Source organism: Novipirellula aureliae, assembly GCF_007860185.1.
Lineage (GTDB): Bacteria > Planctomycetota > Planctomycetia > Pirellulales > Pirellulaceae > Novipirellula_A > Novipirellula_A aureliae.
Genome location: NZ_SJPY01000008.1, coordinates 153,650 through 176,634 on the forward strand (window position 1 = coordinate 153,650; position 22,985 = coordinate 176,634).

The 22,985-nt window shown below is 52.6% G+C and carries 19 protein-coding genes; 14 read left to right on the forward strand and 5 right to left on the reverse strand.

The genetic code is table 11. The annotated features are described in order from the left end of the window. The first annotated feature begins 87 nt into the window (after positions 1-87). From Q31b_RS22910 to Q31b_RS22925, 4 genes are all read left to right on the forward strand, one after another. Positions 88-1,653 carry an O-linked N-acetylglucosamine transferase, SPINDLY family protein gene (locus tag Q31b_RS22910; RefSeq protein WP_146601992.1) on the forward strand — a complete coding sequence of 522 codons (1,566 nt, stop codon included), beginning with the start codon at positions 88-90 and terminating at the stop codon, positions 1,651-1,653. 193 nt (positions 1,654-1,846) lie between these two features. Next, a complete protein-coding gene (locus Q31b_RS22915) occupies positions 1,847-2,098 on the forward strand; it encodes a hypothetical protein (protein ID WP_146601993.1) in 252 nt (83 codons plus the stop codon). A gap of 10 nt (positions 2,099-2,108) precedes the next feature. Beyond that, positions 2,109-3,563, forward strand: coding sequence for a tRNA (N6-isopentenyl adenosine(37)-C2)-methylthiotransferase MiaB (gene miaB / locus Q31b_RS22920; protein WP_146601994.1), 1,455 nt, complete (start codon positions 2,109-2,111; stop codon positions 3,561-3,563). Positions 3,564-3,660: 97 nt separating this feature from the next. Continuing rightward, positions 3,661-4,926 (forward strand): M16 family metallopeptidase, encoded by a 1,266-nt coding sequence (locus tag Q31b_RS22925; protein WP_146601995.1) that lies wholly within the window; start codon positions 3,661-3,663, stop codon positions 4,924-4,926. A gap of 289 nt (positions 4,927-5,215) precedes the next feature. Here the strand turns inward: Q31b_RS22925 and Q31b_RS28600 are convergent, their stop codons facing one another. Next, positions 5,216-5,620, reverse strand: a complete 405-nt coding sequence (locus tag Q31b_RS28600; RefSeq protein WP_197172124.1) for a hypothetical protein — start codon at positions 5,618-5,620, stop codon at positions 5,216-5,218. A 90-nt stretch (positions 5,621-5,710) separates the two neighbouring features. Between Q31b_RS28600 and Q31b_RS22930 the strand changes: the two genes are divergently transcribed. Beyond that, positions 5,711-6,967, forward strand: coding sequence for a M16 family metallopeptidase (locus Q31b_RS22930; RefSeq protein ID WP_146601996.1), 1,257 nt, complete (start codon positions 5,711-5,713; stop codon positions 6,965-6,967). 217 nt (positions 6,968-7,184) lie between these two features. Further along, on the forward strand, positions 7,185-8,126 hold the full coding sequence (locus Q31b_RS22935; RefSeq protein ID WP_146601997.1) for a hypothetical protein: 942 nt from the start codon (positions 7,185-7,187) through the stop codon (positions 8,124-8,126). 122 nt (positions 8,127-8,248) lie between these two features. On the opposite strand, the gene hemQ is transcribed toward Q31b_RS22935, so the two are convergent. Beyond that, entirely contained in the window at positions 8,249-9,139 is an 891-nt protein-coding gene (gene hemQ / locus Q31b_RS22940; RefSeq protein ID WP_146601998.1) for a hydrogen peroxide-dependent heme synthase, read from the reverse strand. Positions 9,140-9,598: 459 nt separating this feature from the next. Here hemQ and Q31b_RS22945 point away from each other — a divergent pair, with 459 nt between their 5' ends. The 7 genes from Q31b_RS22945 (at position 9,599) to Q31b_RS22975 (ending at position 17,576) form a co-directional block, all read left to right on the forward strand. Further along, entirely contained in the window at positions 9,599-10,309 is a 711-nt protein-coding gene (locus Q31b_RS22945; RefSeq protein WP_146601999.1) for a helix-turn-helix transcriptional regulator, read from the forward strand. A gap of 70 nt (positions 10,310-10,379) precedes the next feature. Next, a complete protein-coding gene (gene sufC / locus Q31b_RS22950) occupies positions 10,380-11,198 on the forward strand; it encodes a Fe-S cluster assembly ATPase SufC (protein ID WP_146602000.1) in 819 nt (272 codons plus the stop codon). Positions 11,199-11,266: 68 nt separating this feature from the next. Further along, a complete protein-coding gene (gene sufB / locus Q31b_RS22955) occupies positions 11,267-12,673 on the forward strand; it encodes a Fe-S cluster assembly protein SufB (protein ID WP_146602001.1) in 1,407 nt (468 codons plus the stop codon). 229 nt (positions 12,674-12,902) lie between these two features. After that, positions 12,903-14,207: a Fe-S cluster assembly protein SufD gene (sufD, locus tag Q31b_RS22960; protein ID WP_146602002.1), complete on the forward strand. Its 1,305-nt coding sequence runs from the start codon at positions 12,903-12,905 to the stop codon at positions 14,205-14,207. 76 nt (positions 14,208-14,283) lie between these two features. Next, entirely contained in the window at positions 14,284-14,604 is a 321-nt protein-coding gene (locus Q31b_RS22965; protein ID WP_146602003.1) for a metal-sulfur cluster assembly factor, read from the forward strand. A 24-nt stretch (positions 14,605-14,628) separates the two neighbouring features. Then, positions 14,629-15,645, forward strand: coding sequence for an ATP-grasp domain-containing protein (locus Q31b_RS22970; RefSeq protein ID WP_146602004.1), 1,017 nt, complete (start codon positions 14,629-14,631; stop codon positions 15,643-15,645). A gap of 206 nt (positions 15,646-15,851) precedes the next feature. After that, positions 15,852-17,576, forward strand: a complete 1,725-nt coding sequence (locus tag Q31b_RS22975; protein ID WP_146602005.1) for a cation:proton antiporter domain-containing protein — start codon at positions 15,852-15,854, stop codon at positions 17,574-17,576. Positions 17,577-17,582: 6 nt separating this feature from the next. Here the strand turns inward: Q31b_RS22975 and Q31b_RS22980 are convergent, their stop codons facing one another. The 3 genes from Q31b_RS22980 to Q31b_RS22990 all read right to left on the reverse strand — a co-directional run bounded on the left by Q31b_RS22980 (position 17,583) and on the right by Q31b_RS22990 (position 20,246). Further along, positions 17,583-17,978: a hypothetical protein gene (locus Q31b_RS22980; RefSeq protein WP_146602006.1), complete on the reverse strand. Its 396-nt coding sequence runs from the start codon at positions 17,976-17,978 to the stop codon at positions 17,583-17,585. Positions 17,979-18,221: 243 nt separating this feature from the next. Next, positions 18,222-19,526: a PP2C family protein-serine/threonine phosphatase gene (locus Q31b_RS22985; RefSeq protein WP_231617780.1), complete on the reverse strand. Its 1,305-nt coding sequence runs from the start codon at positions 19,524-19,526 to the stop codon at positions 18,222-18,224. Between the two features lie 90 nt (positions 19,527-19,616). Next, positions 19,617-20,246 (reverse strand): nitroreductase family protein, encoded by a 630-nt coding sequence (locus tag Q31b_RS22990; RefSeq protein ID WP_146602007.1) that lies wholly within the window; start codon positions 20,244-20,246, stop codon positions 19,617-19,619. 612 nt (positions 20,247-20,858) lie between these two features. On the opposite strand from Q31b_RS22990, the gene Q31b_RS22995 reads away from it, so the two are divergent. Then, positions 20,859-22,955 carry a carboxy terminal-processing peptidase gene (locus tag Q31b_RS22995; RefSeq protein WP_231617781.1) on the forward strand — a complete coding sequence of 699 codons (2,097 nt, stop codon included), beginning with the start codon at positions 20,859-20,861 and terminating at the stop codon, positions 22,953-22,955. Positions 22,956-22,985: the final 30 nt, after the last annotated feature.

Consider the following 22,985-nt stretch of genomic DNA (forward strand, 5'->3'; position numbering starts at 1 on the left):
CGGGAGTTGCATCCTCAACGTGCTTTCGAGGAGCGTAAGGCGACGATGCCAGGATTTTTAACAAGATCCACTACCTGAGTTGCGACCATGAATCGAGCCGAAAGCGAACTTCGACGTAAGGTGCGCAAGCATCAACGTTCCGGCGAAATATTACCAACACTTCGCGGTGTCGATCAGCTCATCGAGATGGGAGTCGCTACCTCACGGGATTGGCGAACGATGGGCGTTGGGCTTTGCAAGCTCGGCGAATTTGCGCAATCCATCGGTGCCCTGGAACATTGTCTTCGCGAGACTCCGGATGACGTCGAAGCTCGCTACGAGTTGGCTCGCGCCTGGTACAAGCTCGGTGATGTCGACGCTTCGATCGCAGTCTACGAATCGCTTGCCAAAGAGTTCAACAACCCCAACTTCTTGATGGGCTACGCCACCATTCTTCCAGGTGCGCCCTCGGCGACCAACCTTCGGGTTCGCAACGTTCGCCAAAAATATGCGGAAGTCGTTCGGCAAAACGAACGCGTGACTCTACCCAAACCGAGCAACCGTCGCCCGAACAACCGTCATCGGTTGCGAATTGGCTACCTGTCCGCTCATCTGCATCATCCGAACTACATGAAACCCGTTTGGCCACTGCTCAACCAACACGATCGCGAACGATTCGAAGTTTATCTGTTTGATGATTCGGACGTTTCGTCTCCTGATTGGCACTGGCTTGACACAAGAGCCGAAAAACGCCGAGTCGGAGCGTTGAGCAATGCACAAGTTGCTGAGCAAATCCGAAGTGCAGAGATCGATATCTTGATTGACTTGAGTGCCTTTAGCGAACCGAAACGGTTGGGGGTGTTTGTCCATCGGCCTGCCCCGATCCAAGTGGCTTGGTTCAATTCATTTGCCACCAGTGGATTTGAGGAGTTTGACTATTTGATCGGCGATCGCTTTGTGTTTCGCAAAGCCGAGCAAAAGTTTTATACCGAGACCGTGATACCGTTATCCACCAGCTATCTGACGTTTCATGTGGCTCACGATGCTCCCCCGGTCGGTGAGAGCCCTTGCCGTCGTGATCGCTCATTTACATTCGGATGTCTGGCAACTCAGTACAAGATCACGCCAATGGTTTTCGATGCTTGGTCGCAGATTTTAGAAGCAGCAAGTTCTGCAACTTTGGTGTTGGCCAATCGAGAACTCGAATCCAAGTGCAATCAACAATACGTCTTGGACCAGTTCACACGGCGGCGCGTGGATGCCAGGCGTATTCGATTCTTGCCGCCTGCTAAACATCTCGATTTTTTGAAATACTACGACCAAATTGACTTAACGCTCGATACGTTTCCGTACAACGGAGGCACGACGACGATGGAATCGCTTTGGCAGGGTGTACCGGTTCTGTCGTTCAACGGAGACCGCTGGGCATCGCGAACGAGTCGGTCGATCCTACATAGCACCCACCTGTCCAAGTTCTGTCCTGAGTCGCGCGACGCGATGATCCAAATGGCCATCGAATACGCGACGATCGAGCCGAAGCAAGCGGAACTAACGTCCATACGAAGCGAAATGCGGGATCAGTTGTTAAGGTCAAACGCCTGCGACACCCGTCGATTTGTTCAAGAGATGGAGAAAGCTTTGTGTCGGTTAGGGCTGGGGCTGTTGCGTGAATAGCGGTGTACCGAGCGGGCCACGTCTCTCCAAACGAGCGATTGGCAAACTCCCGGCTGGCAACCAGCATTATTTTGGCTGAAATGGGCGGTTAAAAGGAAATCTTTGAAGGGTTTCCACCACAACAACTCCTATTTTTGGGAAGCTCGCATCCTCCTGCCTACATGGAAATCGATTTGGTAGGTATTCTAGTGAGATGATTGCCCAAACCAGCCAACTGACAATTTCGCCTGCCATTCTTCTTTGGATGGTGTTTGCGATTGCAATGGCATTGTTGCTGTTTTCGGCTTTCAATCGACGCCGATCCGCCCTCACGGACGCATTGAAAGCATTCGTGGGCAGGCATGACGAGTCGGCCCGTCGTGCTGAGGCTCCCCAAGTCGGTGCTACGAAAAGCTCCGAATCAGCAGAGAGCTCTGAATTAGCCAACAATAAACCAAACGATTGATCGATAGCGAATGAATAAACGAGTATTTATCAACACGGTGGGCTGCCAGATGAATGTGCTGGACAGCGAGATGGTGATTGCCGACTTAAAGCGGCATGGCTACACCGTCGTCGACTCGGCCAAGCAGGCCGACTGTGTCCTCTTCAACACCTGTAGCATCCGAGAAAATGCCGAAGAAAAGGTTTACAGCAATCTTGGGAAGTTAAAGCGAGCGAAAGAGCAGCATCCTGGGAAAATGATTGGCGTGATTGGCTGCATGGCTCAAAAGGATCAGGAAACGGTTTTTAGGCGGGCTCCATTTGTCGACCTGGTCGTCGGTCCCGGCCAACTTCATACGATTCCCGAATTGCTTGAAAAGATCGATCGCGGCGAAGGGCGTCAAATGGCCGTGTCGTTGTCGCGAACCGACGGTTCGCAATTGAAAATTGCTCGCAGCCACGAAACCTTTGATCCGCTTCGTGACCCGTCGATGCGTCCGACGCCGTTCCAAGCTTACCTGCGTATCCAAATTGGATGCGATAAGTTTTGTACCTACTGTGTCGTTCCGAACACTCGTGGTCCTGAGCAGGGACGCCCGCCCGAGCAAATCTTGTCCGAAGCTCGCATCTTGGCCGATCAAGGATGTCGCGAAATCACGTTGCTTGGCCAGACGGTCAACAGTTACCGCTACAAGCAAGACGATCGGCAAACCGATCTCGCTTCGTTACTTGAATCGCTGCACGAGATTGACGGCATCGACCGCATCAAGTTTGTGACGAATTATCCGAAGGATATGACGGAACGGTTGTTGACGACGGTTCGTGATTTGCCTAAATGTTCGCCTTACCTGCACGTCCCCGTGCAAAGCGGTAGCGACGAAGTGCTCAAACGAATGAAACGCGGCTACACCGTCGCAGACTACATGGAAATGTTTGAACGAATCGAACGAATCTTACCGGAGGCGTCCGTCAGTAGCGATTTCATCGTTGGCTTTTGTGGCGAAACGGAAGAGGATTTTCAAAAGTCGGTTGGCCTGATTGAACGATGTCGGTTCAAGAACAGTTTCATTTTCCAATACAGCGTTCGCCCGGGGACGACTGCGGCCAAACGCTTGGAAGACGATGTGCCTCGTGAAGTAAAGATCCGCCGCAACAACGAGTTGCTTGAGGTACAAGACCGTTTGGCCAAGGAGGACAATTTAAAGATGGTTGGCGACGTCGTCGAGGTTCTAGTCGAAGGGCCTAGTAAAAAGACGCTTCGCGAAACGAGCGATCATGCCGAAGGTCGTGAACTCAAAGGGGATGGGCACGATCTTGTGCAAATGATTGGCCGCACCCATTGCGACCGAATCGTCGTGTTCGACGGCAACCGCCGCCAAGCAGGCCAATTCTTGAAAATCCAAGTGGACGATGCGAGTTGCCATACGTTGGTCGGACGGGTGCAAACGGTCGACGTCGTCTCGATCGGATTGCCGTCCTTGACTTGAGTCCTATCCTCGCACGGTTGTTGCAATCAACGCTGCCATTGCATTTGACACTTTTACCGCTACCGATTCCTATTAGAAGCAAACTATGTCTGGCTCCATGTCTACTGCGCAATCTGCGACAAGAGAAGAAATTCGCATCGAAAAACTCGCCAATGGAATGGTGGTCGCGGTCCAGGCAATGCCGTGGCTGCGGACGGCGGCGTTCACGTTGTGTCTTCGCGCAGGTGTGAATGCGGAATCCGATTCCAATGCTGGCCTTGCGTCGCTGACTTGCGAAATGGTCGAGCGAGGAGCGGGCAAGTACAGTAGCCGCGACTTGGTTGCCATTCAAGACAATTTGGGGATGGATCGCTCATCGGGCGTGGCCACGTCGTCGATTTCGTTCGGTTCAGCGATGCCAGCAGAGTCGCTCGAAAAAGCACTCGAAATCTACGCCGATATCGTTCGGCGACCGCATTTGCCGAGCGACCAATTCGAAGACGCGCGGATGATGGCATTGCAAGAGCTTCGGGGAATCGAGGATGAACCGACTCAACGTGTGATGCTCCGCCTTCGCGAACTGGAGTATGGTGATCGGCTTGGCCGTAGCCAACATGGTACGAAAGAAAGTCTGGCCGCACTCTCGCCCGTTGATGTTCGTGAGTTCTATGCAAAACACTATCATTCCGGGGGCAGCATTTTGGCAGTCGCTGGCAACGTCAATCCCGATGAAGTCGTTCGGTGGGCCAACAAGCATTTCGGTGATTGGAAGTCAGGGGCGGCCGTCCCGCCAGCGGACCCAGCCGGGAAATCAACTTACGAATCGATCGAATCACCGTCGAGTCAAACGCACATCGGATTCGCTTTTGACGCGGTGCCTTTTGGGCACTGCGATTATTTCAAAATGAGAGCGGCGATTGGTATCCTTAGCGACGGTATGAGTAGCCGTTTGTTCGACCGTGTCCGCGAACAAAGAGGACTTTGCTATACCGTGTCCGCAGGCACCCAGTCGCTCGAAAATGCAGGAGCCGTGTTCGGTTATGCTGGGACGACACCCGAACGAGCCCAGCAAACATTGGAGGTTACTCTTGGTGAATTTGCGAGATTGACCGAGGACCTTACATCCTCTGAACTCGATCGTTGGAAGGTGCGAATTCAAAGTAATTTAATCATGGAGCAAGAATCGAGTTCATCGCGTGCGTCTTCGATCGTCTCCGACTATTTTCAGCTCGGACGGGTACTGAGTACGACGGAGCTTGAATCGATCATTGAATCGCTGACACTAAGTGAAATCGCCGAGTATTGGTCGAGTCATTTGCCGGACCATTACCGTATTGTAACGCTCGGTCCCAATCGTCTCGATGCATCGTTGTTCGTTTCGTAGCGTCACGTAGCAGCGTCTCTCCGAGACGTTGTTTGCATTCGCGTCACGTAGCAGCGTCTCTCCGAGACGCTGTTTGGGTTTGCGTCACGTAGCAGCGTCTCTCCGAGACGCTGTTTGGATTTGCGTCGCGTAGCAGCGTCTCTCCGAGACGCTGTTTGGGTTTGCGTCGCGTAGCAGCGTCTCTCCGAGACGTTGTTAGCATTCGCGTCACGTAGCAGCGTCTCTCCGAGACGTTGTTTGGATTTGCGTCACGTAGCAGCGTCTCTCCGAGACGTTGTTTGGATTTGCGTCACGTAGCAGCGTCTCTCCGAGACGTTGTTTGCATTCGCGTCGCGTAGCAGCGTCTCTCCGAGACGTTGTTTGCATTCGCGTCACGTAGCAGCGTCTCTCCGAGACGCTGTTTGGATTTGCGTCGCGTAGCAGCGTCTCTCCGAGACGCTGTTTGGGTTTGCGTCACGTAGCAGCGTCTCTCCGAGACGTTGTTTGGATTTGCGTCACGTAGCAGCGTCTCTCCGAGATGTTGTTTGGATTCGCGTCGCGTAGCAGCGTCTCTCCGAGATGTTGTTTGGATTTGCGTCGCGTAGCAGCGTCTCTCCGAGACGTTGTTTGGATTCGCGTCGCGTAGCAGCGTCTCTCCGAGACGCTGTTTGCATTCGCGTCTCGGAGAGACGCGGCTACGAGACGTTGTTTGCATTCGCGTCTCGGAGAGACGCGGCTACGTGACGTTGTTTAGATTCGCGTCTCGGAGAGACGCGGCTACTTCAATTACATGAAAACAAAAACTATGGCATTATTCCACACACACACTTTGTCCAACGGGTTACGCATTGCAGCCGAGATCGATCATCGATGTTATTCGGCGGCATTGGGCTATTTTGTCCACGCCGGTTCCCGGAATGAAACCGACGGCGAATCGGGCTTGAGCCATTTTCTTGAGCACATGATGTTCAAAGGAACCGAATCTCGGAGCGCTGCCGATGTCAATCGAGAACTCGATGAACTGGGGGGGAATAGCAACGCTTACACCAGCGAAGAGCAAACGGTTTATTACGCTACCGTATTGCCAAAATTTCAAGATCGATTGGTTGAGCTGTTGACCGATATGCTTAGCCCTTCGCTGGAGGAACACGAATTTCAAACCGAACGAAAAGTGATCTTGGAAGAGATCGCCAAGTACGAAGACCAACCACCGTTTGGTGCGTTCGAACGGGCGATGGAGATCCATTTCGGACCGCGTGGCTTGGGCCGTCGCGTTCTAGGTACGAAAGAATCAATTGAGTCGATGGAAGCGTCGACAATGCGGGATTACTTTAACCGCCGCTACCGGCCTGACAACATCGTCGTCGCAGCAAGCGGCAATGTCGATTTCGATGGATTGGTCGAAGCACTCGAAAAACAAACGAAGCCCTGGTCGGATCGCAGCGCTCCCCCGCCACGAAACCCTGACGATACGAACTCGCTGCCTGTCGGCATCGACGTTGACCCGATCCTTAAAGTGGACGAGCTTGCACAGTCTTACTTGATCCAAATGAACCGTGGTCCGAGTATGGCAAGTGAGGACCGTTTTGCTTCACGGATTTTAGCATCGATTCTTGGCGATGAGGGGGGCAGCCGTCTGTTTTGGGAATTGATTGATACGGGCCGCGCAGAAACGGCAACCGTATGGCCGCAAGAGTTTGCAGACTGCGGAGCGTGGTTTACTTATCTCGTCTGTGAGAAATCCGATTTGACTCTCAATAAAAAACTAATCCAAGACATCATGACGCGAACGGCCGAGCAGGGCGTTACAAACGAAGAGTTGGAGCAAGCGGTCAACAAAGCAACCGCCGCTTGTATCATGCAAAGTGAGCGTCCGGGGAACCGATTATTCAGTATCGGCAGCCGATGGTTGACTCAGTCGGAATATATCAGTACCGATGAAATGCTGGAAAATTTTCGTTCACTTGACCAACAAAAGATCGCCGCAGCTGCTGCCGAGTATTTGACTCCGCAACCAACGACCGAAGTCATCGTCTCTGATGGGATCGAAGGAGACTGCTAGGGGGGCGGATTCGAGTTTTTGCCCCACTTGTCGGCACAAATTTTTTGGGGATCGCCCTGATTTTAAGGGACGTCGATAGGCTAACTAAAAAAAGAAACTCCATCCATTTGCGTAACCTGAAGCGAATCGCGACAATTTGGCCCCTATTAAAAATGCCGGCACGCGTAAAAATAGGTAGCTCCCTACAGACAATCTATTCCTTTTTGGACCGTTTTCAATGCAAAATGAAGCTCCCGTTCCCCTTCCTTACAAGGATGCCCTAAACATCCCTTTCAGTGAGATTCCCCTTGAGCATTGCATAAAAGTCTACGGAGTCCGCTATGGTTTTGTCACGGATGAAATCGGCAACGAATTCTATGTCACTCGGTTGGGGTGGCGATTACTCGACAATCTACGAACCAAGAATTGGTACGACGAAAAGGCTTACGCGAAAAAAGGGGAGCGATTGGTTGAAGGTAGCGGGGTGGTTTATCGAGTTCCGACGAAAGGAGAGCGGGAGATTGTACAAGATCTTGTTGTCAAGTTTTCACGTTTCGCCGAAGAGGTGCCGCTGCAAGTCGCAAAGACTTTTCCTGACAAAATGCCACCCGAAGTGGTCGCGGGAGCTATGTTCAATGATCCGTTCCAAGAGTTTGGGTTGCTTGTCGATTTGCGGAACGGCCACTTTGGGCCGAAAGACCTGCGGATCATGACGAAGCGTCCAGTATGCATTTTCAGTCCCGCACGAAAGTGTGCCCCATGGCGATTGGGCCGTGAGCGAGGTCGTTTTGACCGGTATCGTCATGGGATGGCGGCGAACCAGGATGCGAAGTACCAAAAAATGGACCTGGATTTCGAGCGACAGTACGTTTACTTGTTCGCATGGCTAAAAGGGGACAACGCTGATGTTTGTGCGCAGCAAGGTATCATCACTCCCGAAGAGGCTGCGGCAGTGACGCTGCGTGCAGCGCACGAATTGCGACAGAAGGGGTTCATGGTGCTGGACAATAAACCGAGTCACATCATTTTAAGAAAACGCAAGAACGGCGAACTGATGAGAAAAAATGGTGAATTGGTCTACGGTTTGATCGATTTCGAATTATTGCTGCGAACCGAGGAATACAAGGATTTTTTAAGAAAGCGAAACCAAGAGCAAGAAGCCGCTAGTCAACAGCAGTAAGCGTATCAATCAAGTGTCGCTCCGCAATTCGGGCTCGTTTTCCGGCCCTTCGAGCCGTACGACCTCTCCGCTGAGGGATTAAAGATGGTTGCGATCAGCGAGAAATGTCACAAAGCTTGCGTTTAGCTCACTTTGCAGTGAGCTAAAATCTCGTCAGCGGTCGCTTTGTAGCCGACATAAAACGGGCCAAATTCGCCATACTTTGCACTCGCTTCGTCGAATCGCATCTTGTAGACAATCTCTTTTAGGTATTGTGGATTGCGTCCCCAGAGCGTCACCATCCATTCCCAATTATCAAGACCGACGCCGACGGTAATGAGTTGGCTAACCTTGCCCGCGAACGCAATCCCGCTTTGCGCGTGCTCGGCCATCATCGCATTGCGTCTACTAAACGGTTCACTAAACCAATTCGCACCGACCGCTCGGCTTTTGTTCATCGGATAGAAGCAAACCGAAGGCCAATCGGGGAAATCGGGTTGCATCCGATGCTGCATCATCATCGGCAACCGCCGCTCGTACGCGTTTAACTTCGCCGTCAATGCGGGTGAATCGGGCTGAGCTCCACTGGCGATAAGCCGCTCGCGGTATTGCTCGAGCGTCGGCACGTACTCGCTAATCTCGCTCATCGAGACAAACGACCAAGTCGCTTCGACAAATTGACCAAGTGTCGGAGCGACAATGTTTTGGTGAACGGCATCGACCTTAGCGGGATCGGGATCCATCGCCATCACCGCAAAATCAGCGCGATGACCACTCGTCCAATAAGCTGCCAACCGCTCGGGGCACGCATTCGACTCAAGATCGAGTGCCGCTCGGAATTGATCTTGGCAACCGCGGCTCAACGGACCACTGATCAGCTCGCGGCGAAAACGATACATCGTATGGGTGCAATGCCAGCCTTGAATCGGGATGGTCGATGGTTCTGGTAACGACTCGTTCGCTTCAGCACCCGGTCGCGAAGGAGGCCCAGAGGATGCAGGACGCGGCGGTTGGGAGGGTGAGTCAGTGCTCATGGCAATGTCTAAGTTCAATAGGAGTAGCAAACAAAAGAGAACCGATCCACTAATGGTAGGATCGAAACTGGGAATTACAAGGCGGATCGTCTCGTTGACTTCTTCCAATGATGTGCCGTTTTCGAGTGCTTCGTCAAAATAGAATTTTAGGGTTGCGTTTTTTTTGTGGCTGTGGCTTCCTGTCGCAGAACGGGGGCTGAAAGCCCCTGTCGCGTTATCCTGTCACGTTATCCCGCATACCGCACCACAACTTGATCACAATTAAATCACAGATTGCTCCGCTCGCAGCGGGGCCTAATCAACCGCAAGACGGGCCTGATGAAAGAATTTCGGCGATTCTTGGGATTCTCGGACAAAAGCGGAGGTCATTTAACGCAATCACCGTTGTCAAAAATTCGAGTGTTGTAATAATGGGATGAAACGCACGTCGACTTCTTTGCTTTTATCAGCCGAACTGTCATGTCAAATTCCAGTACAACTACGTTGCATATCGAGCAGCTCCGATCCGTTGATCGCGAGTTGTTGGTGGTCATGCGAAGTGGCGAATCGTTTGGAATTGGTGAATTGACAGATCTGCTAAAAGTGACAGCCACGGCGATCCGCCAGCGGATTGAACGGCTATTAGAGATGGGGTTGATCGATCGAAGAAAGATCGTAGCTGGTCGAGGCCGTCCGACTTTCGAGTACCGTTTGACGGTGGAAGGTCATCGTCGAGCGGGTGCCAACCCAGCGGACTTGGCGGAGGCGATGTGGCAGGAGATACTGTCGATTCCCGACGCTACGGTTCGCAAGCAATTGCTAACAGCGGTCGCCGCTCGATTGGGGCGTCAGGTTGCTGCAACGCTAGATCGTGCCGACGACAGTGTTGGGGACCAATCGCTCGAATCTCGCATGAAGCGGCTTTCAGAAACCTTGGTGGGGCGAGACATTGCAGCAGAGATATCGCACGCGGGCGAATTGCCTGTCATCGATGTTTGTGTGTGTCCCTATCCTTCACTGACCGACACATCGGACGACCGAGCGATGTGCCGGTTAGAAGAACAAATGTTATCCGAAGCACTTGGGCGTCCGTTACAGCTTAGTAGTTGCCGACTCGACGGTGACAATCGCTGTCAATTCACGACGATGCAAGCGGACATGGGGCCTGCTGCGGCGAGCACTTCGAATTAGACATGGCCCACGTTCTAGCTCCAAATATTGAAGACTAAAGACCCTTTCCTTTCAAACTATCCATTAAAGCATGACACACGTACTGCAAATTAAAAATCTACATGTATCCGTTGGTGACAAGCCGATCCTTCGTGGTGTGAACTTAACGATCAATCATGGTGAGACCCATGCTTTGATGGGGCCCAATGGCAGTGGGAAAAGCACGCTTGGATTGGCCATCATGGGGCACCCCGGTTACACGGTTACCGAGGGCAGCATCACGTTGGATGGCGAAGATGTGTTGGCGATGGAGCCTGACCAGCGAGCGCGTGCGGGTTTGTTTTTGGCTTTCCAACGCCCGATGGCGGTGCCTGGCGTAAAGATGGCCGACTTCCTGCGTCATGCCACAACCAACGTGCGACGCCCCGACCGCAAAGAGGGTGAAGAGCTAATCCCGATGCGTGAATTCCGCAAGGAATTAAAAGAGAAGATGGCCCATTTGAGGATGGACACCGAATTCGCGCGGCGTTATGTCAATGACGGTTTTTCGGGTGGAGAAATGAAGCGGGCGGAGATTTTGCAACTTGCCATGCTGCAGCCCAAGTTCGCTGTGCTCGATGAAACCGACAGTGGGCTGGATGCGGACGCCGTTCGGTTGGCCAGTGAATCGATTGCCGAAATCGGACACGGCAAAATGGGGCTGTTGATCATTACCCACCACGACAAGCTTCTCGAGCATAACAAGCCCGATTTCACGCACGTCATGCTAGGTGGTCGTTTGGTGGAAACCGGGGGCAAAGAATTGGCCGACGAACTTCACCAATCAGGTTACGATCGCATTCGCAAAGCGTATCCCGAAGCGGAGGCGGTTAACCAGGAAATGGTAGCTGTGGAAGAGGCCGCGGTCTAAGCCGCAGGCGATGATCGAATTGAATTGGAAAAACGAAGAAACACTCTCGCACGAAACTAGGACCAGAGATGGCTACTGACTTAACTGAAAAAGAAGATGTTGGCGAAATCAACAAGTACAACTTTCGCACCGAAACCACAGGTATCTTTCGTGCCGAGAAAGGCTTGAATTCGGATGTCGTCAATCAAATCTCGGACATCAAAAACGAACCTGACTGGATGCGGAAGTTTCGGCTCGATTCGTTGAAGATTTTCGAAGAACGCCCGATGCCAAAGTGGGGCGGTGCGATCGACATCGATTTCCAGGACATCTATTACTACCTGAAACCAACCGAGTCTCAGGGCAAGACTTGGGACGACGTTCCGCAAGAGATCAAGGATACGTTCGATAAACTCGGGATCCCCGAGGCCGAGAAAAAGTTTCTCTCGGGTGTGAAGGCTCAATTCGAAAGCGAAGTTGTCTACGGCTCGCTCGAGGAGGATTTGGCAAAACAGGGCGTGATCTTTACTGATACCGATACGGCGGTTCGCGAACACCCCGATTTACTTCGTGAATACTTCGGCAAGATTATCCCACCCAACGACAACAAGTTCGCGGCTCTCAACAGTGCCGTTTGGTCGGGCGGTTCGTTCATCTATGTACCCAAGGGCGTGCATATCGATTTCCCTTTGCAAGCCTATTTCCGAATTAACGCGGAAAGCATGGGCCAATTCGAGCGGACGCTGATCATCGTTGACGAAGGAGCGAGTGTGCATTACGTCGAAGGCTGTACCGCTCCGATGTACACGACCGAAAGCTTGCACAGTGCGGTGGTTGAGGTGATCGCAAAACGCAATTCACGCTGCCGCTACACGACGATCCAGAACTGGGCAAACAACATCTACAACCTGGTTACCAAACGGGCTTACGCTTATGGCGATGCGACGATGGAATGGGTCGATGGAAACTTGGGCAGTAAGTTGACAATGAAGTATCCTGCGGTCCACATGATGGAACCGGGGGCTCGCGGCGAAATTTTGTCGATTGCTTTTTCGAGTGCCGGTCAACACCAAGACGCGGGGGCTAAGCTGGTTCATGCGGCTCCGAATACCACGGGGCAAATCGTCAGCAAGAGCATCAGCAAGAACGGCGGTCGTAGCAGTTATCGTGGACTGGTTCGGGTTGAACCAGGGGCGCACAACAGTAAGAACAGTGTGGTTTGTGATGCATTGATTTTGGACCCGGAAAGCCGTAGTGACACGTATCCCTACATCGAGATTTTAGAGCAAGATGTGCAAGTCGGTCACGAAGCAAGTGTTTCGCGAATCGGTGAAGAGCAAATGTTCTACTTACTCAGCCGCGGTTTGACCGAACAAGAAGCGAGCACCATGATCGTTAACGGTTTCATCGAGCCGTTGGTGAAAGAATTGCCAATGGAATATGCGATCGAAATGAATCGTCTGATCCAGCTGCAAATGGAAGGCAGCGTCGGCTAGCCAACCAGTAGCAGCGTCTCTCCGAGACGCTGACCCACGGCGCCTTGCAGAGACGCCAACCAGTAGCGGCGTCTCTCCGAGACGCTGACCTTGCGAGTCTCGGAGAGACTCGCCTACTGCGACCTTGCGAGTCTCGGAGAGACTCGCCTACTGTGGCTTTGCGAGTCTCGGAGAGGCTTGCTAGTGCCCTGAACCCTCACTACCCATACGAACTCTCTCAATAAAACTGATGACTCAAACGACTTCACTAACCTTTAACGCGGCTGGATTTGATGCCTTTCTCAGCCAGCGAACCGAACCACAGTGGTTGACGGAATTGCGCCGCGAAGCGTGGCAACATTACGAAGCGATGGATTGGCCAGCGCGCCGAGCGGAGGAGTGGATTCGAACGGACATTCGCGCTTTTAAAATCGAGAAGTTTGGTTTGCCCGCTTTCGAGGCTCTCGACGTTCCGTCGGTAGCGCAGTTGAAGGGGGGCGTCGACTTGGGTGGTTCGATCGAAACCGTTGACAGTTATGTTGTCGGTGAAGCACTCGATCAAGAGTTGGCTGACAAAGGCGTGATCTTTTGCGACCTGTCAAAAGCTTGCCAAATCCACGCCGAAGTGGTCCGGCCACACTTATTCACTGCGTTTGACCCCGACTACGACAAGTTTGCCGCCTTGCATTCCGCTTTCTGGGCAGGCGGTCAATTTTTGTACGTCCCCAAAGGGGTTGTTCTTGAAAAGCCGCTCTACATTGGATCGGTGATGAGCGATGGCGGGACCGATACGACGCATACGTTAATCGTATTGGACGAAGGAGCTGAGGCGACGGTATTGCATGAGTCCAACGGCGTCGATGAGAATTCGAAAGGGCTGCATGTTGGTAGTGTGGAGGTCATACAGAAAGCAAATTCGCATCTTCGCTATGTAAACATGCAAGAGTGGGGATATGGCGCATACCACTTTGCTCATCAAAAAGCGCTGGTTGGAAAGGACGCAACGATCCAGTGGACGATTGCGGCGATGGGATCGATGTTGTCGAAGGTCAATCAATCGGTCGACTTAGTCGGTCCTGGCGCCGACAGCCAAGTCAACGGCGTGATGTTCACCGAAGGCCGCCAGCATCTAGCCTATCACACTCAGCAACACCACCGCGCACCGTCATGCCACAGTGACTTTTTGTACAAAGCGGCCCAGCAGGACAAGAGCCGAACGGTATGGCGGGGGATGATCAAGGTCGACAAGATCGCGCAAAAGACGGACGGTTATCAGCGGAACGATAATTTGGTCCTGTCCGAGCTGTCCCGTGCCGATTCGATTCCAGGGCTGGAAATCGAAGCGGATGACGTTCGCTGCACACACGGTAGCACCACGTCACAGGTCGACGCCGAGCAGATTTTTTACGCTCAATGCCGGGGATTCACCCGAAAGGAAGCGACGCGGATGATTGTGACTGGCTTTTTCCAACAGATTTTTGATCGGATTTCGATCGATAGCGTGCGTGAAGCGTTGGGAGCCGCGATAGCTCGCCAAGTCCGGGAATACGAGTAGACTTCCATTTTTTCCCAGGATTTGTTAAAGTTTTAGCTCAGAGTTTACTCGATTTCAGCAAAGGAAGAATTGTTCCATGGCACTTGCCGAAGACAAGGTCCGCGAAGCATTGAAACAGGTCATTGACCCCGAGTTGTTTGTCAACATCGTCGACCTTGGCCTCATCTACGTTTGTCGCGTGGGTGAAGAAAAAGAAGACGGGCTTCATGATGTTGAAATTGAGATGACGATGACGAGCCCGATGTGTCCTGCGGGGCCTCAGTTGGTAGCTGGAACCAAGGCAGCGGCTGAGGGGATGGATGAGGTCGACGTTTGCACGGTAAAAGTCGTCATGGATCCACCTTGGTCACCTGATTTGATGACCGATGATGCCAGAGATCATCTCGGGATTTTCTAACCTTGCCTTCTACGGGATTTTCCCATGCGAGTTTTTGTCGGCGAATTTACCTGCGGCGGAGGAATGTCGCAGGAAAGCATCGGGTCGATCCCCAAGGGGATCCGCGACGAGGGCTCTGCAATGCTTCGCTCTTTGGTCGCCGACCTACTTCATTTCGCTGAAGTCACCGTTCCAATCGACTCCCGTTTTGGCTTGGATCTCGGGGACGCAGATCTTGTTTTGATGCACCCAGAGGCGACGATGTTCGGGCAATGGGTTTCGGCCGCCCGCGACTGCGACGCCGCCATCTTGGTTGCTCCCGAGAACGATGGGATTTTAGCCAAGTCGGCAGCAATGCTGAGGGCCGCCGGTGTTGATGTGGTCGCAGGAAGCGGTGATTTTTTGCGTACCGCCAGTGATAAGTTACAGACCGCCAAGGTGCTTCTGCGTTCGGGCGTTGCTCACCCTCGCTACGTCGCTCTGTCAGACACCCGTTACGAATCCGAAATGCAGTGTCATGATCGCTTTGTGCTCAAACCACGCGATGGATGCGGAACCCACGAGATACGCATTTTCGATTCTTACGAAGAGGCGAAAAGCGAATTGACCAACGAGTTGTTATTGCAACCCTGGTTATCCGGACGTGCCGTTTCGGTTTCGTTAGTCGCGTCGGGACAACATCAAACATTTTTACCCGCTGTCTCTCAAGAGTTTTCGGACGATTCATGCCATTATGTCGGCGGACGTGGGCCTTTGGACGATGATTCGCAGTCACGAGCCGCGTTATTGGCATGCCGCGCAATTGCAGCGATGCCTCCTACCGTGCGAGGCTTTGTTGGGGTCGATTTGTTGCTGGGCGATTGTGCCAGTGAAGATTGCGTCATTGAAATCAATCCTCGGTTAACAACCTCTTACGTCGGGCTCCGGCAAATCATTCACGGCAACTTAGCGGCACGGCTGTTCGATTTGGAAACAGGCCCTGTTTCCTGTGAAGTCGAAGCGGATAGTGTTCATTGGACAGCCGACGGCCAAGTATGGGTTAATAGCGGCACAGGCTTCTAGTGGTTTTTCATAACGAAGAATGAGGGTGAAGAATGAGGGCAAGCATCTTTCGTGGCTGTGGCTTCCCGTCGCAGTTTACGAGGGCAGTTTACGAGGGCAGGTGCGCCAGCCACGATTGCGCCAAGCCTAAAATCAGCGATGGCAAAGCACTAGCCTGTGGTACTGAGTAACACAGGCTAGAAGCCTATGCTACACTCTGTAGCAACATGAGCGATTTTCATTTACATATCACCAGCACCCTTGGGTTACTGCTTGGTGCCTGCTTAGCGGCAGGCGTCTTTGCGGACTTGTTGCGTCTGCCGAAAGTCACGGCGTTTCTATTGGTGGGGCTTTTGGTTGGGCCAAATGCTCTTGACTTGATTCCCGCGGATCATGTCGATCGATTCGAGCCGATCCTCGAATTTGCCATGGCGATTGTGCTCTTCAACTTGGGCTGCGATTTTACGTTTAGTCGAGTAAAACGAGTCGCAGGTCACTGTTTGGCGATTTCATTCTTCGAAATTTTTCTGACCTGCGCGCTCGTGACCGCCGGGCTGAGAGTGTTTGGCTATTCGGGTGGCACGGCGCTGCTGCTGGGCTGCTTGGCGATTGCCACCGCACCGGCGACAACCATTCTGGTATTGAAAGAATTTCGATCCGAAGGACCGGTGACCGAGAGCACCGGCTTCTTAGTGGCGATGAATAATTTCGCCTGTATCGTGTTGTTTGAATTTGCATTCTTGGCCGTTCATTTGCTGCAAGACAAACTCGACGTTCCTCTTGGGGAACAAGTCGGCGTGGTGTTGATGGATATCGCGGGGTCGATCACGTTTGGGTTGCTCGGCGGGTTGGTCGTCAGCTATGGATGCGGACTACTGCGGATGACCCGTTGGTTGGTCTTGTTGGTGGCGACAACGACGTTCCTGCTCGGCGTTTGCGATTCACTCGAAATCCCTTACATGGTGACCTTCTTGGTGATGGGTGTGACCGTTGCGAACACCTCTGACATGAAAGGCAAGATTGTTGATGAACTCGATCACTTGACCGGTTTGCTAGCCGTTGTCTTTTTTGCCGTTCATGGAACACACCTGGACATCAGAGCATTCGTCTCAGCAGGGATGATCGGTGTCATTTACATCGTGTTGCGAATGACAGGAAAATGGGTCGGCGTCTATACTGCCGCGCGAGTGACTCGGCAACCACTCGAGGTCCGCCATTGGCTCGGCAGTTGTCTGTTTGCCCAAGCCGGTGCCGCAATTGCTCTTTCGTCAATCGCGGCAGCCCGTGACCCCGAGTTGGGGGTTCCTATCCAAGATATTATCTTGGGTTCGGTTGTGATTTTCGAGATCATTGGACCCTTGTTCATTCGCCAATCGTTGCTGAGAACCGGTGAAGTCCCGTTAGCCCAAGCGATCAATCACTCTAGCCGTACGCCGCGCGAGCAAGTGCGGGAATTGGCCTACCGTTTTCGTTCGGGACTGAGCCTTTCGGGACTAGACCGCTCGGGCAGTTCGGATGAGACGAATGGCGACTTGACAGGAATCGGCGGCCGCAAAATCTTTGTTCGTGATCTGCTGCGAAAGACCAAGGGGATTCATCAATCGGCTGATTTTGATGCCGTGATCTCGCATATCGAAAACAGCAATGACAACACGTACCCCGTCGTCGATGACCGAATGCGGGTCGTCGGTGTCATTCGTTATCCGCTGCTCAGTAACGTGATGTTCGACGATAGCGTGACGCAATTGGTTCGGGCCGAGGATTTGGTCAGTGCCAGTGACGCGATGCTACACCCCGATGAACCTGCATCTCGTGCGTTCGAATTATTCGAAGCGGAAACAGACGACTGCATCCCGGTTGTCACGCGAGAAGAGCCGCATGAGCTTCAAGGAGTTGTCCGCCGCAGCGATGTGATGCACACACTGATCAATCGGCGACGGAAATCGAAGTAGGGATGATTACATGCCTAAAAAAGTTCGCTTAAGCCAAGCATTCTTGCGGCGTTCAAGTTCCATCAACTCGCCAAAGAAACCGCCGCTCGATGCAGGCTGCGGATTCATCTGCACAGGCTGCTGAACCGGATATTGCGTTGGATACTGGTACGCTTGATACGGCACGGCATAAGCGGGTCGTTGGACTTGATAAGCCCCCGAGTATTGCATTGGTGAGGCTGCGTAGGACGATGATTGGTGAGCCAATGCAGTGTAGGGAGCGGACACATAAGGCGCCGGACCATAGCCTGTACTATAGCCTGTACTATAGCCTGGGCCATTCACCGCCAGGCCTTGAGCATTCGCGAACGTGGACGCAAAACCAATCATTAAAACCGCAAGTGCAAACTTTTTCATCTTCATCGCTAGGTCGTGGTAAAGGGGATGACAGGTCGCGATCCTACGACCAACCAATCTAACTTAGGTCACGATTAGGATGAGAGAAGAAAAAAAGGCTCAAGAAGGAGCGGCAGCCGAAATCGGCGGACTTTGGGGCGTCGTCATGGCATCGATCGATTCGTGGCCGTAGGCTTCCCGCCAGGCCGTTTTCGACAATCACCGATTGGCAGTCAGGACGCTACTCCAGGTTTTCATGTCGTTGGAGCATCAATGGTCGATCGCGGTTTCGTTGGCAGCTCGATTGTTCAGTTCACGAAGTTGGTGCATCGTTTCGATAATCGTTTCGGCTTGCAAGCGAATGGCTGATTTCGCATCCTTATTCGCCAAGGCTTCTTGCCCCTCTTTCTGAAGCTTATCGATCTCCTTCCAATTCATTAGCCAGTTTCGCTCATTGGCTGCCGTGCGTAATTCCTCAACCGTTTGTCCGAGTCGATCGTACAGTTCTTTGGTTGGCTTAGCGCTATACTGACGATAGGGCCCTTTCCCCCCGGGGACTTGAGGTAGCGGTTGATGATGGACTTGCGAATTTGCCTGCCAATATTGTTGCGCGAAGATCGCTGCGACGATCAATCCGATGACCACGGCGACGATGGCACCGCCCAGGTTGCCATCGATCCCAAAGCCGACGGCGCCCAAAAAACAGACGGCCATCAAAATCGCAAACAACACCCAGATAGGCGCTTCAGATTTTTTCATGCGAGAATGTTTACGTGGCGGTTTTGCCGATTTCGAAACGTTCTCGTAAGTCTCGTCGATGCGAACAATGATGACGGACGAATTGTCGGGCCCCCCTCGTAGGTTCGCCAGATCAACGAGAACTCGGGATGCTAAATCCTCGGGCAAGCAATCGATCAATGTCGCGATCTCTTCGTCTTCGACCTGGCCGCTCAGTCCGTCGCTGCAAAGTAAAAAACGATCGTTCTCATGGATTTCGAACGGGCCTTCGAGGTCCACTTGAACGTTTTCATTTGGACCGAGCGATCGAGTGATGACATTCTTGGGGATCGATTGCCCCACCAAGCTGCCAGACAATCCTTGGCCGCTCGCTTCAAACTCCCAGACGAGCGAATGGTCAAACGTCAGTTGTTCAAGAACGCCTTGCCGTAGCCGGTAGACGCGTGAATCGCCGACATGAGCCACGATCGCACCGGTCGACAACAGCACCAAGGAGGATGCGGTGGTACCCATGTTGTGGAACTCGGGATTCTGCATCCCACGACGATGGATTTCGGCATTCGATTCGACCACGGCTTCTCGCAACGATTCGCCACAATCATCAAGAGTGGAGCGAAAGTACTGCATTGCAATATGCTCGACCGCCAAGCGACTGGCCAACTCCCCTGCCGCATGCGCTCCCATTCCATCGGCGACGACGAACAAATGTCCGCGATCAAAAAAACGCTCCGCGCTGGCCGCAGGTAAACATGCCAAAGAGTCCTGATTATTCGCTCGGCGCATTCCGACATCGGTCAATTGCGAAAAAGCGATTCCTGATTTCCAATTTTCCGACACAGAAAAACGACCCGACCTTAGATGGTGCTGACTGGATGCCCCGCCTATTGTAACGGGTACGGCGCAGGAAAGAATCACCCCAAACAATAGTTATTGGGCAAGAAAGCCAGCCGGTTTCCCCCATTTCCCGGAAAAAGTTTGTTCTTTCAACGTTAATCGCCTCCGCGCTCCCGTTTCTCGCCGATGGTATTCCTTGTCCTCTTCCGTAACCGGATCGCTCAAATCGGGGTAACCAATGGCAATCGCGGTTTGGGGCTCATGGGTCTCAGGAATCTCGTATTGCTGGCGAGCAACACTTCGATTTATTCCAGCCATTTGGTGAATTTGTAAATCCAATTTCGTTGCTTGAAGCGCCATATGAGCCGCCGCTTGCCCAAGATCGTGCAACGCCACTCGGTTCGGTTGGTTGTTGTACCGGAAACATTGGCGTGTGACCGAGATCAGTAGCACGCCCGCACGCCCGGCCCAAGGGCGGTTGGCTTCTGCCAGACACCCGAGCATCGCTTCAAAGGCGGCGGTTTCTTGACGCCGAGCAATGACCCAAGACCAAGGTTGGTCGTTGAAACTACTCGCGGCCCAGCGAGCCGCTTCGAGTAGACAGGTGATCTTGTCATCCTCGACAGGGCGAGCTTCAAAACGATACGGGCTCCATCGCCTTTGAATCGATTCAAAAACTCCTGTTTCGACTGGATTGACCCGTGTTTTCGACAAATCATTCATGAACGCTATTTCTCTTTCTTGCAAAGGAAAACTTTCAAGTCTATCAGTTCACGCACGATTACCTACTCGTCAGCAATCGTCAAGTGAGCCCGCGCATCGTTGCCTAGAGGCGGTTTCGTTGCCTCGAGGCGTTCAATCAACCTGCTCCCGTATTTCCCGAACCGTGGGGGGGACGGGGCCAGCGGATTGTACCATCTTCTGTATCCAACGCGGTGACTTGCTCGCTCGTTTTGTCGATCGAGTCGGTGCTGTAAACCCTAGCGTCCAAAGGCATCGGACCAGACCACAGGTTGCAGTCGGACCAGGGCAATGGGGCCGGCACGTCGGCACAGCCGATGACCGGGGTAGACGACAAAGGCACTGGATTTGCTCCCTGGACATGGGAAGCGTGGAGTTTGGAACCGTGGACATTGGAACCGTGTAGTTTGAAAATAGGGAAAAAAACGGAGTTGCCCAATTTCGTATTCTTCCGTAATATCCTTTTGGGAAAGCGTTTCTAAGCGATACGCGGTCTCGAACTACATCCAAATTCTTCAGGAAAGCAATATGCACTATCGTCTCTTCTCCAAGCCGTCGACCTACTGCTCACGCCGGTTTACTATGGCCTTGAGCGTGGTTTTGACTGCAGTTACGCTCTCGCCGCATGCGATGGGGCAGGCGAATCAGGCTGTCTTGGAAAGCCAACCAGCTGCTCCGGCTGTGGCTCCACCAATGCAACAGCCGCAAGACCGCCCGCTAGCAAAACTGGCGACCCCGTCGGCCCGTGATTCCATGGTGGCTCGGCTAATCGCTACCCTAATGCCCCGCAATCACATTTCTTCGAAGAAATTGGATGACGAGATCAGCCGCAAGGCACTCGATTTGTTTATTAAATCGCTCGACCCATTGAAGTTATATTTCCTACAAAGTGACATCGATCAATTTCACCGCAATCAAGATCGTATCGATGATATGGTCCAGGCGGGCGATCTCTCGTTTGGTTATGAGATCTTCGGTCGATTTATCGAACGCGTCGACGAACGCGTCGCGGTCGCCGAAGAACTGCTCCAAGGACCGTTCAACTTTAATATTGAAGAACAAATTATCACGGATCCCGAAGCTGCGAGCTATGCAACCAATGCCGAGGAATCGCGTGACCGTTGGCGCCGGCAAATCAAGTACGCCTTGTTGGACTTGAAAGATGAAGGGAAAGTCGGTCAAGAAGCAATCGATTTACTACAGCGTCGTTATTCGCGTTACGGTCGTCGCTGGCGATCGATCGACAGCGACGATTTGCTTGAAATGTATTTAACGAGTGTCACGACCGCTTACGATCCACACTCGACCTATATGTCGCCTGGCTCACTCGACGATTTTAAGATTCTGATGAGTTTGAATCTTGATGGAATCGGTGCTCAGCTTCGCGAAAAAGATGGGCAAACCGTCATCACTCGTGTGATTCCTGGCGGAGCTGCCGCCCGAAATGGCAAGCTAAAGACCGATGATGTGATCGTTAGCGTTGGGCAAGGCGATGATGGCGAATTGGTTGACGTCGTCGAGATGCCCCTTACCGACGTGGTCGGTTTGATTCGCGGCAAAGCGGGTAGTGTTGTCCGCTTGGGGGTTCGTCCAGGAGGCGTGGGCGAAGTAGAGGTTTATCGTATTGAAAGAGCGCGGATTGAGCTCGAAGAATCCGCAGCACGTGGAAAGGTACTCGAGCATCGATTGCCAGGTTCCGATCAGCCGGCATTGAAAATCGGTTACATCAACCTTCCAAGCTTCTACTTGGACATGGAAGCCGCAAAAGAAAACAAACAGGACTTCCGTAGTAGTACTCGCGACGTGGAACGAATCCTGCAAGATTTCCGCTCACAGGATGTCGACGGCGTGGTTTTGGACCTGGGCTTCAATGGTGGTGGTAGCTTGACCGAAGCGATTAATCTGACAGGTCTGTTCATCGATCGTGGGCCCGTCGTTCAGGTCAAGAACTCGGATGGCACGGTCCAACAGTATGCGGATGAAGACGCTGGAACACGTTGGGATGGCCCGCTGGTTGTTTTAACGAGCAAGTACAGCGCGAGTGCTAGCGAGATCTTTGCCGGTGCGATTCGTGATTACAAGCGAGGAATCGTTGTCGGTGATCCAGCGACCCATGGTAAAGGCACCGTGCAAACGTTGATGGATCTTGGACAACAATTGTTCCGTAACAACCGTGCGAATTATGGAGCGTTGAAGGTAACGCTGCAACAATTCTATCTTCCCGATGGCGAATCGACTCAGCTATCAGGCGTGCCCGCCGATGTGATCCTGCCTAGCATTACGTCAAAGATGGACATCAGCGAATCGGACTTGGAGTATGCTTTGCCGAACGACCGAGTGCCGCCGGCGAGGCATGCTCACTACAACATGGTGCCCACCGACTTGTTAGCCCAGATTCGTCAAAACTCGATGGCACGCGTCGGCGAAGAAAAAGAGTTCGGTGAGCTTCTCGAACGAATTGAAACCTACGTTCGCCAAAAAGAGAACTCGTCGATTTCGTTGGACGAAGAGAAGTTCATGGCGCGGCGTAAAGAGCTTGATGCTCAAAAAGAAGAAGAGAAGAAGGACTTGGAAGCGGAAATCACTGTCGAGGAGGTCTTTCGCGATACTTATTACAACCGCGAAGTCCTTAACATCGCCTATGATTACATCGAAGGGTTGCGAAAGCAGAACCTGGCACAAGCCCGTTAGGTGAAGTCAAAGGTCGTGCCGTTTCTTTCA

Bases quoted from the DNA above. Each gene is read 5' to 3' on its own strand.
- Q31b_RS22910 (WP_146601992.1), top strand. From the start codon at position 88: ATGAATCGAGCCGAAAGCGAACTTCGACGTAAGGTGCGCAAGCATCAA.
- Q31b_RS22915 (WP_146601993.1), top strand. From the start codon at position 1,847: ATGATTGCCCAAACCAGCCAACTGACAATTTCGCCTGCCATTCTTCTT.
- miaB (WP_146601994.1), top strand. From the start codon at position 2,109: ATGAATAAACGAGTATTTATCAACACGGTGGGCTGCCAGATGAATGTG.
- Q31b_RS22925 (WP_146601995.1), top strand. From the start codon at position 3,661: ATGTCTACTGCGCAATCTGCGACAAGAGAAGAAATTCGCATCGAAAAA.
- Q31b_RS28600 (WP_197172124.1), bottom strand. From the start codon at position 5,620: ATGCAAACAACGTCTCGTAGCCGCGTCTCTCCGAGACGCGAATGCAAA.
- Q31b_RS22930 (WP_146601996.1), top strand. From the start codon at position 5,711: ATGGCATTATTCCACACACACACTTTGTCCAACGGGTTACGCATTGCA.
- Q31b_RS22935 (WP_146601997.1), top strand. From the start codon at position 7,185: ATGCAAAATGAAGCTCCCGTTCCCCTTCCTTACAAGGATGCCCTAAAC.
- hemQ (WP_146601998.1), bottom strand. From the start codon at position 9,139: ATGAGCACTGACTCACCCTCCCAACCGCCGCGTCCTGCATCCTCTGGG.
- Q31b_RS22945 (WP_146601999.1), top strand. From the start codon at position 9,599: ATGTCAAATTCCAGTACAACTACGTTGCATATCGAGCAGCTCCGATCC.
- sufC (WP_146602000.1), top strand. From the start codon at position 10,380: ATGACACACGTACTGCAAATTAAAAATCTACATGTATCCGTTGGTGAC.
- sufB (WP_146602001.1), top strand. From the start codon at position 11,267: ATGGCTACTGACTTAACTGAAAAAGAAGATGTTGGCGAAATCAACAAG.
- sufD (WP_146602002.1), top strand. From the start codon at position 12,903: ATGACTCAAACGACTTCACTAACCTTTAACGCGGCTGGATTTGATGCC.
- Q31b_RS22965 (WP_146602003.1), top strand. From the start codon at position 14,284: ATGGCACTTGCCGAAGACAAGGTCCGCGAAGCATTGAAACAGGTCATT.
- Q31b_RS22970 (WP_146602004.1), top strand. From the start codon at position 14,629: ATGCGAGTTTTTGTCGGCGAATTTACCTGCGGCGGAGGAATGTCGCAG.
- Q31b_RS22975 (WP_146602005.1), top strand. From the start codon at position 15,852: ATGAGCGATTTTCATTTACATATCACCAGCACCCTTGGGTTACTGCTT.
- Q31b_RS22980 (WP_146602006.1), bottom strand. From the start codon at position 17,978: ATGAAGATGAAAAAGTTTGCACTTGCGGTTTTAATGATTGGTTTTGCG.
- Q31b_RS22990 (WP_146602007.1), bottom strand. From the start codon at position 20,246: ATGAATGATTTGTCGAAAACACGGGTCAATCCAGTCGAAACAGGAGTT.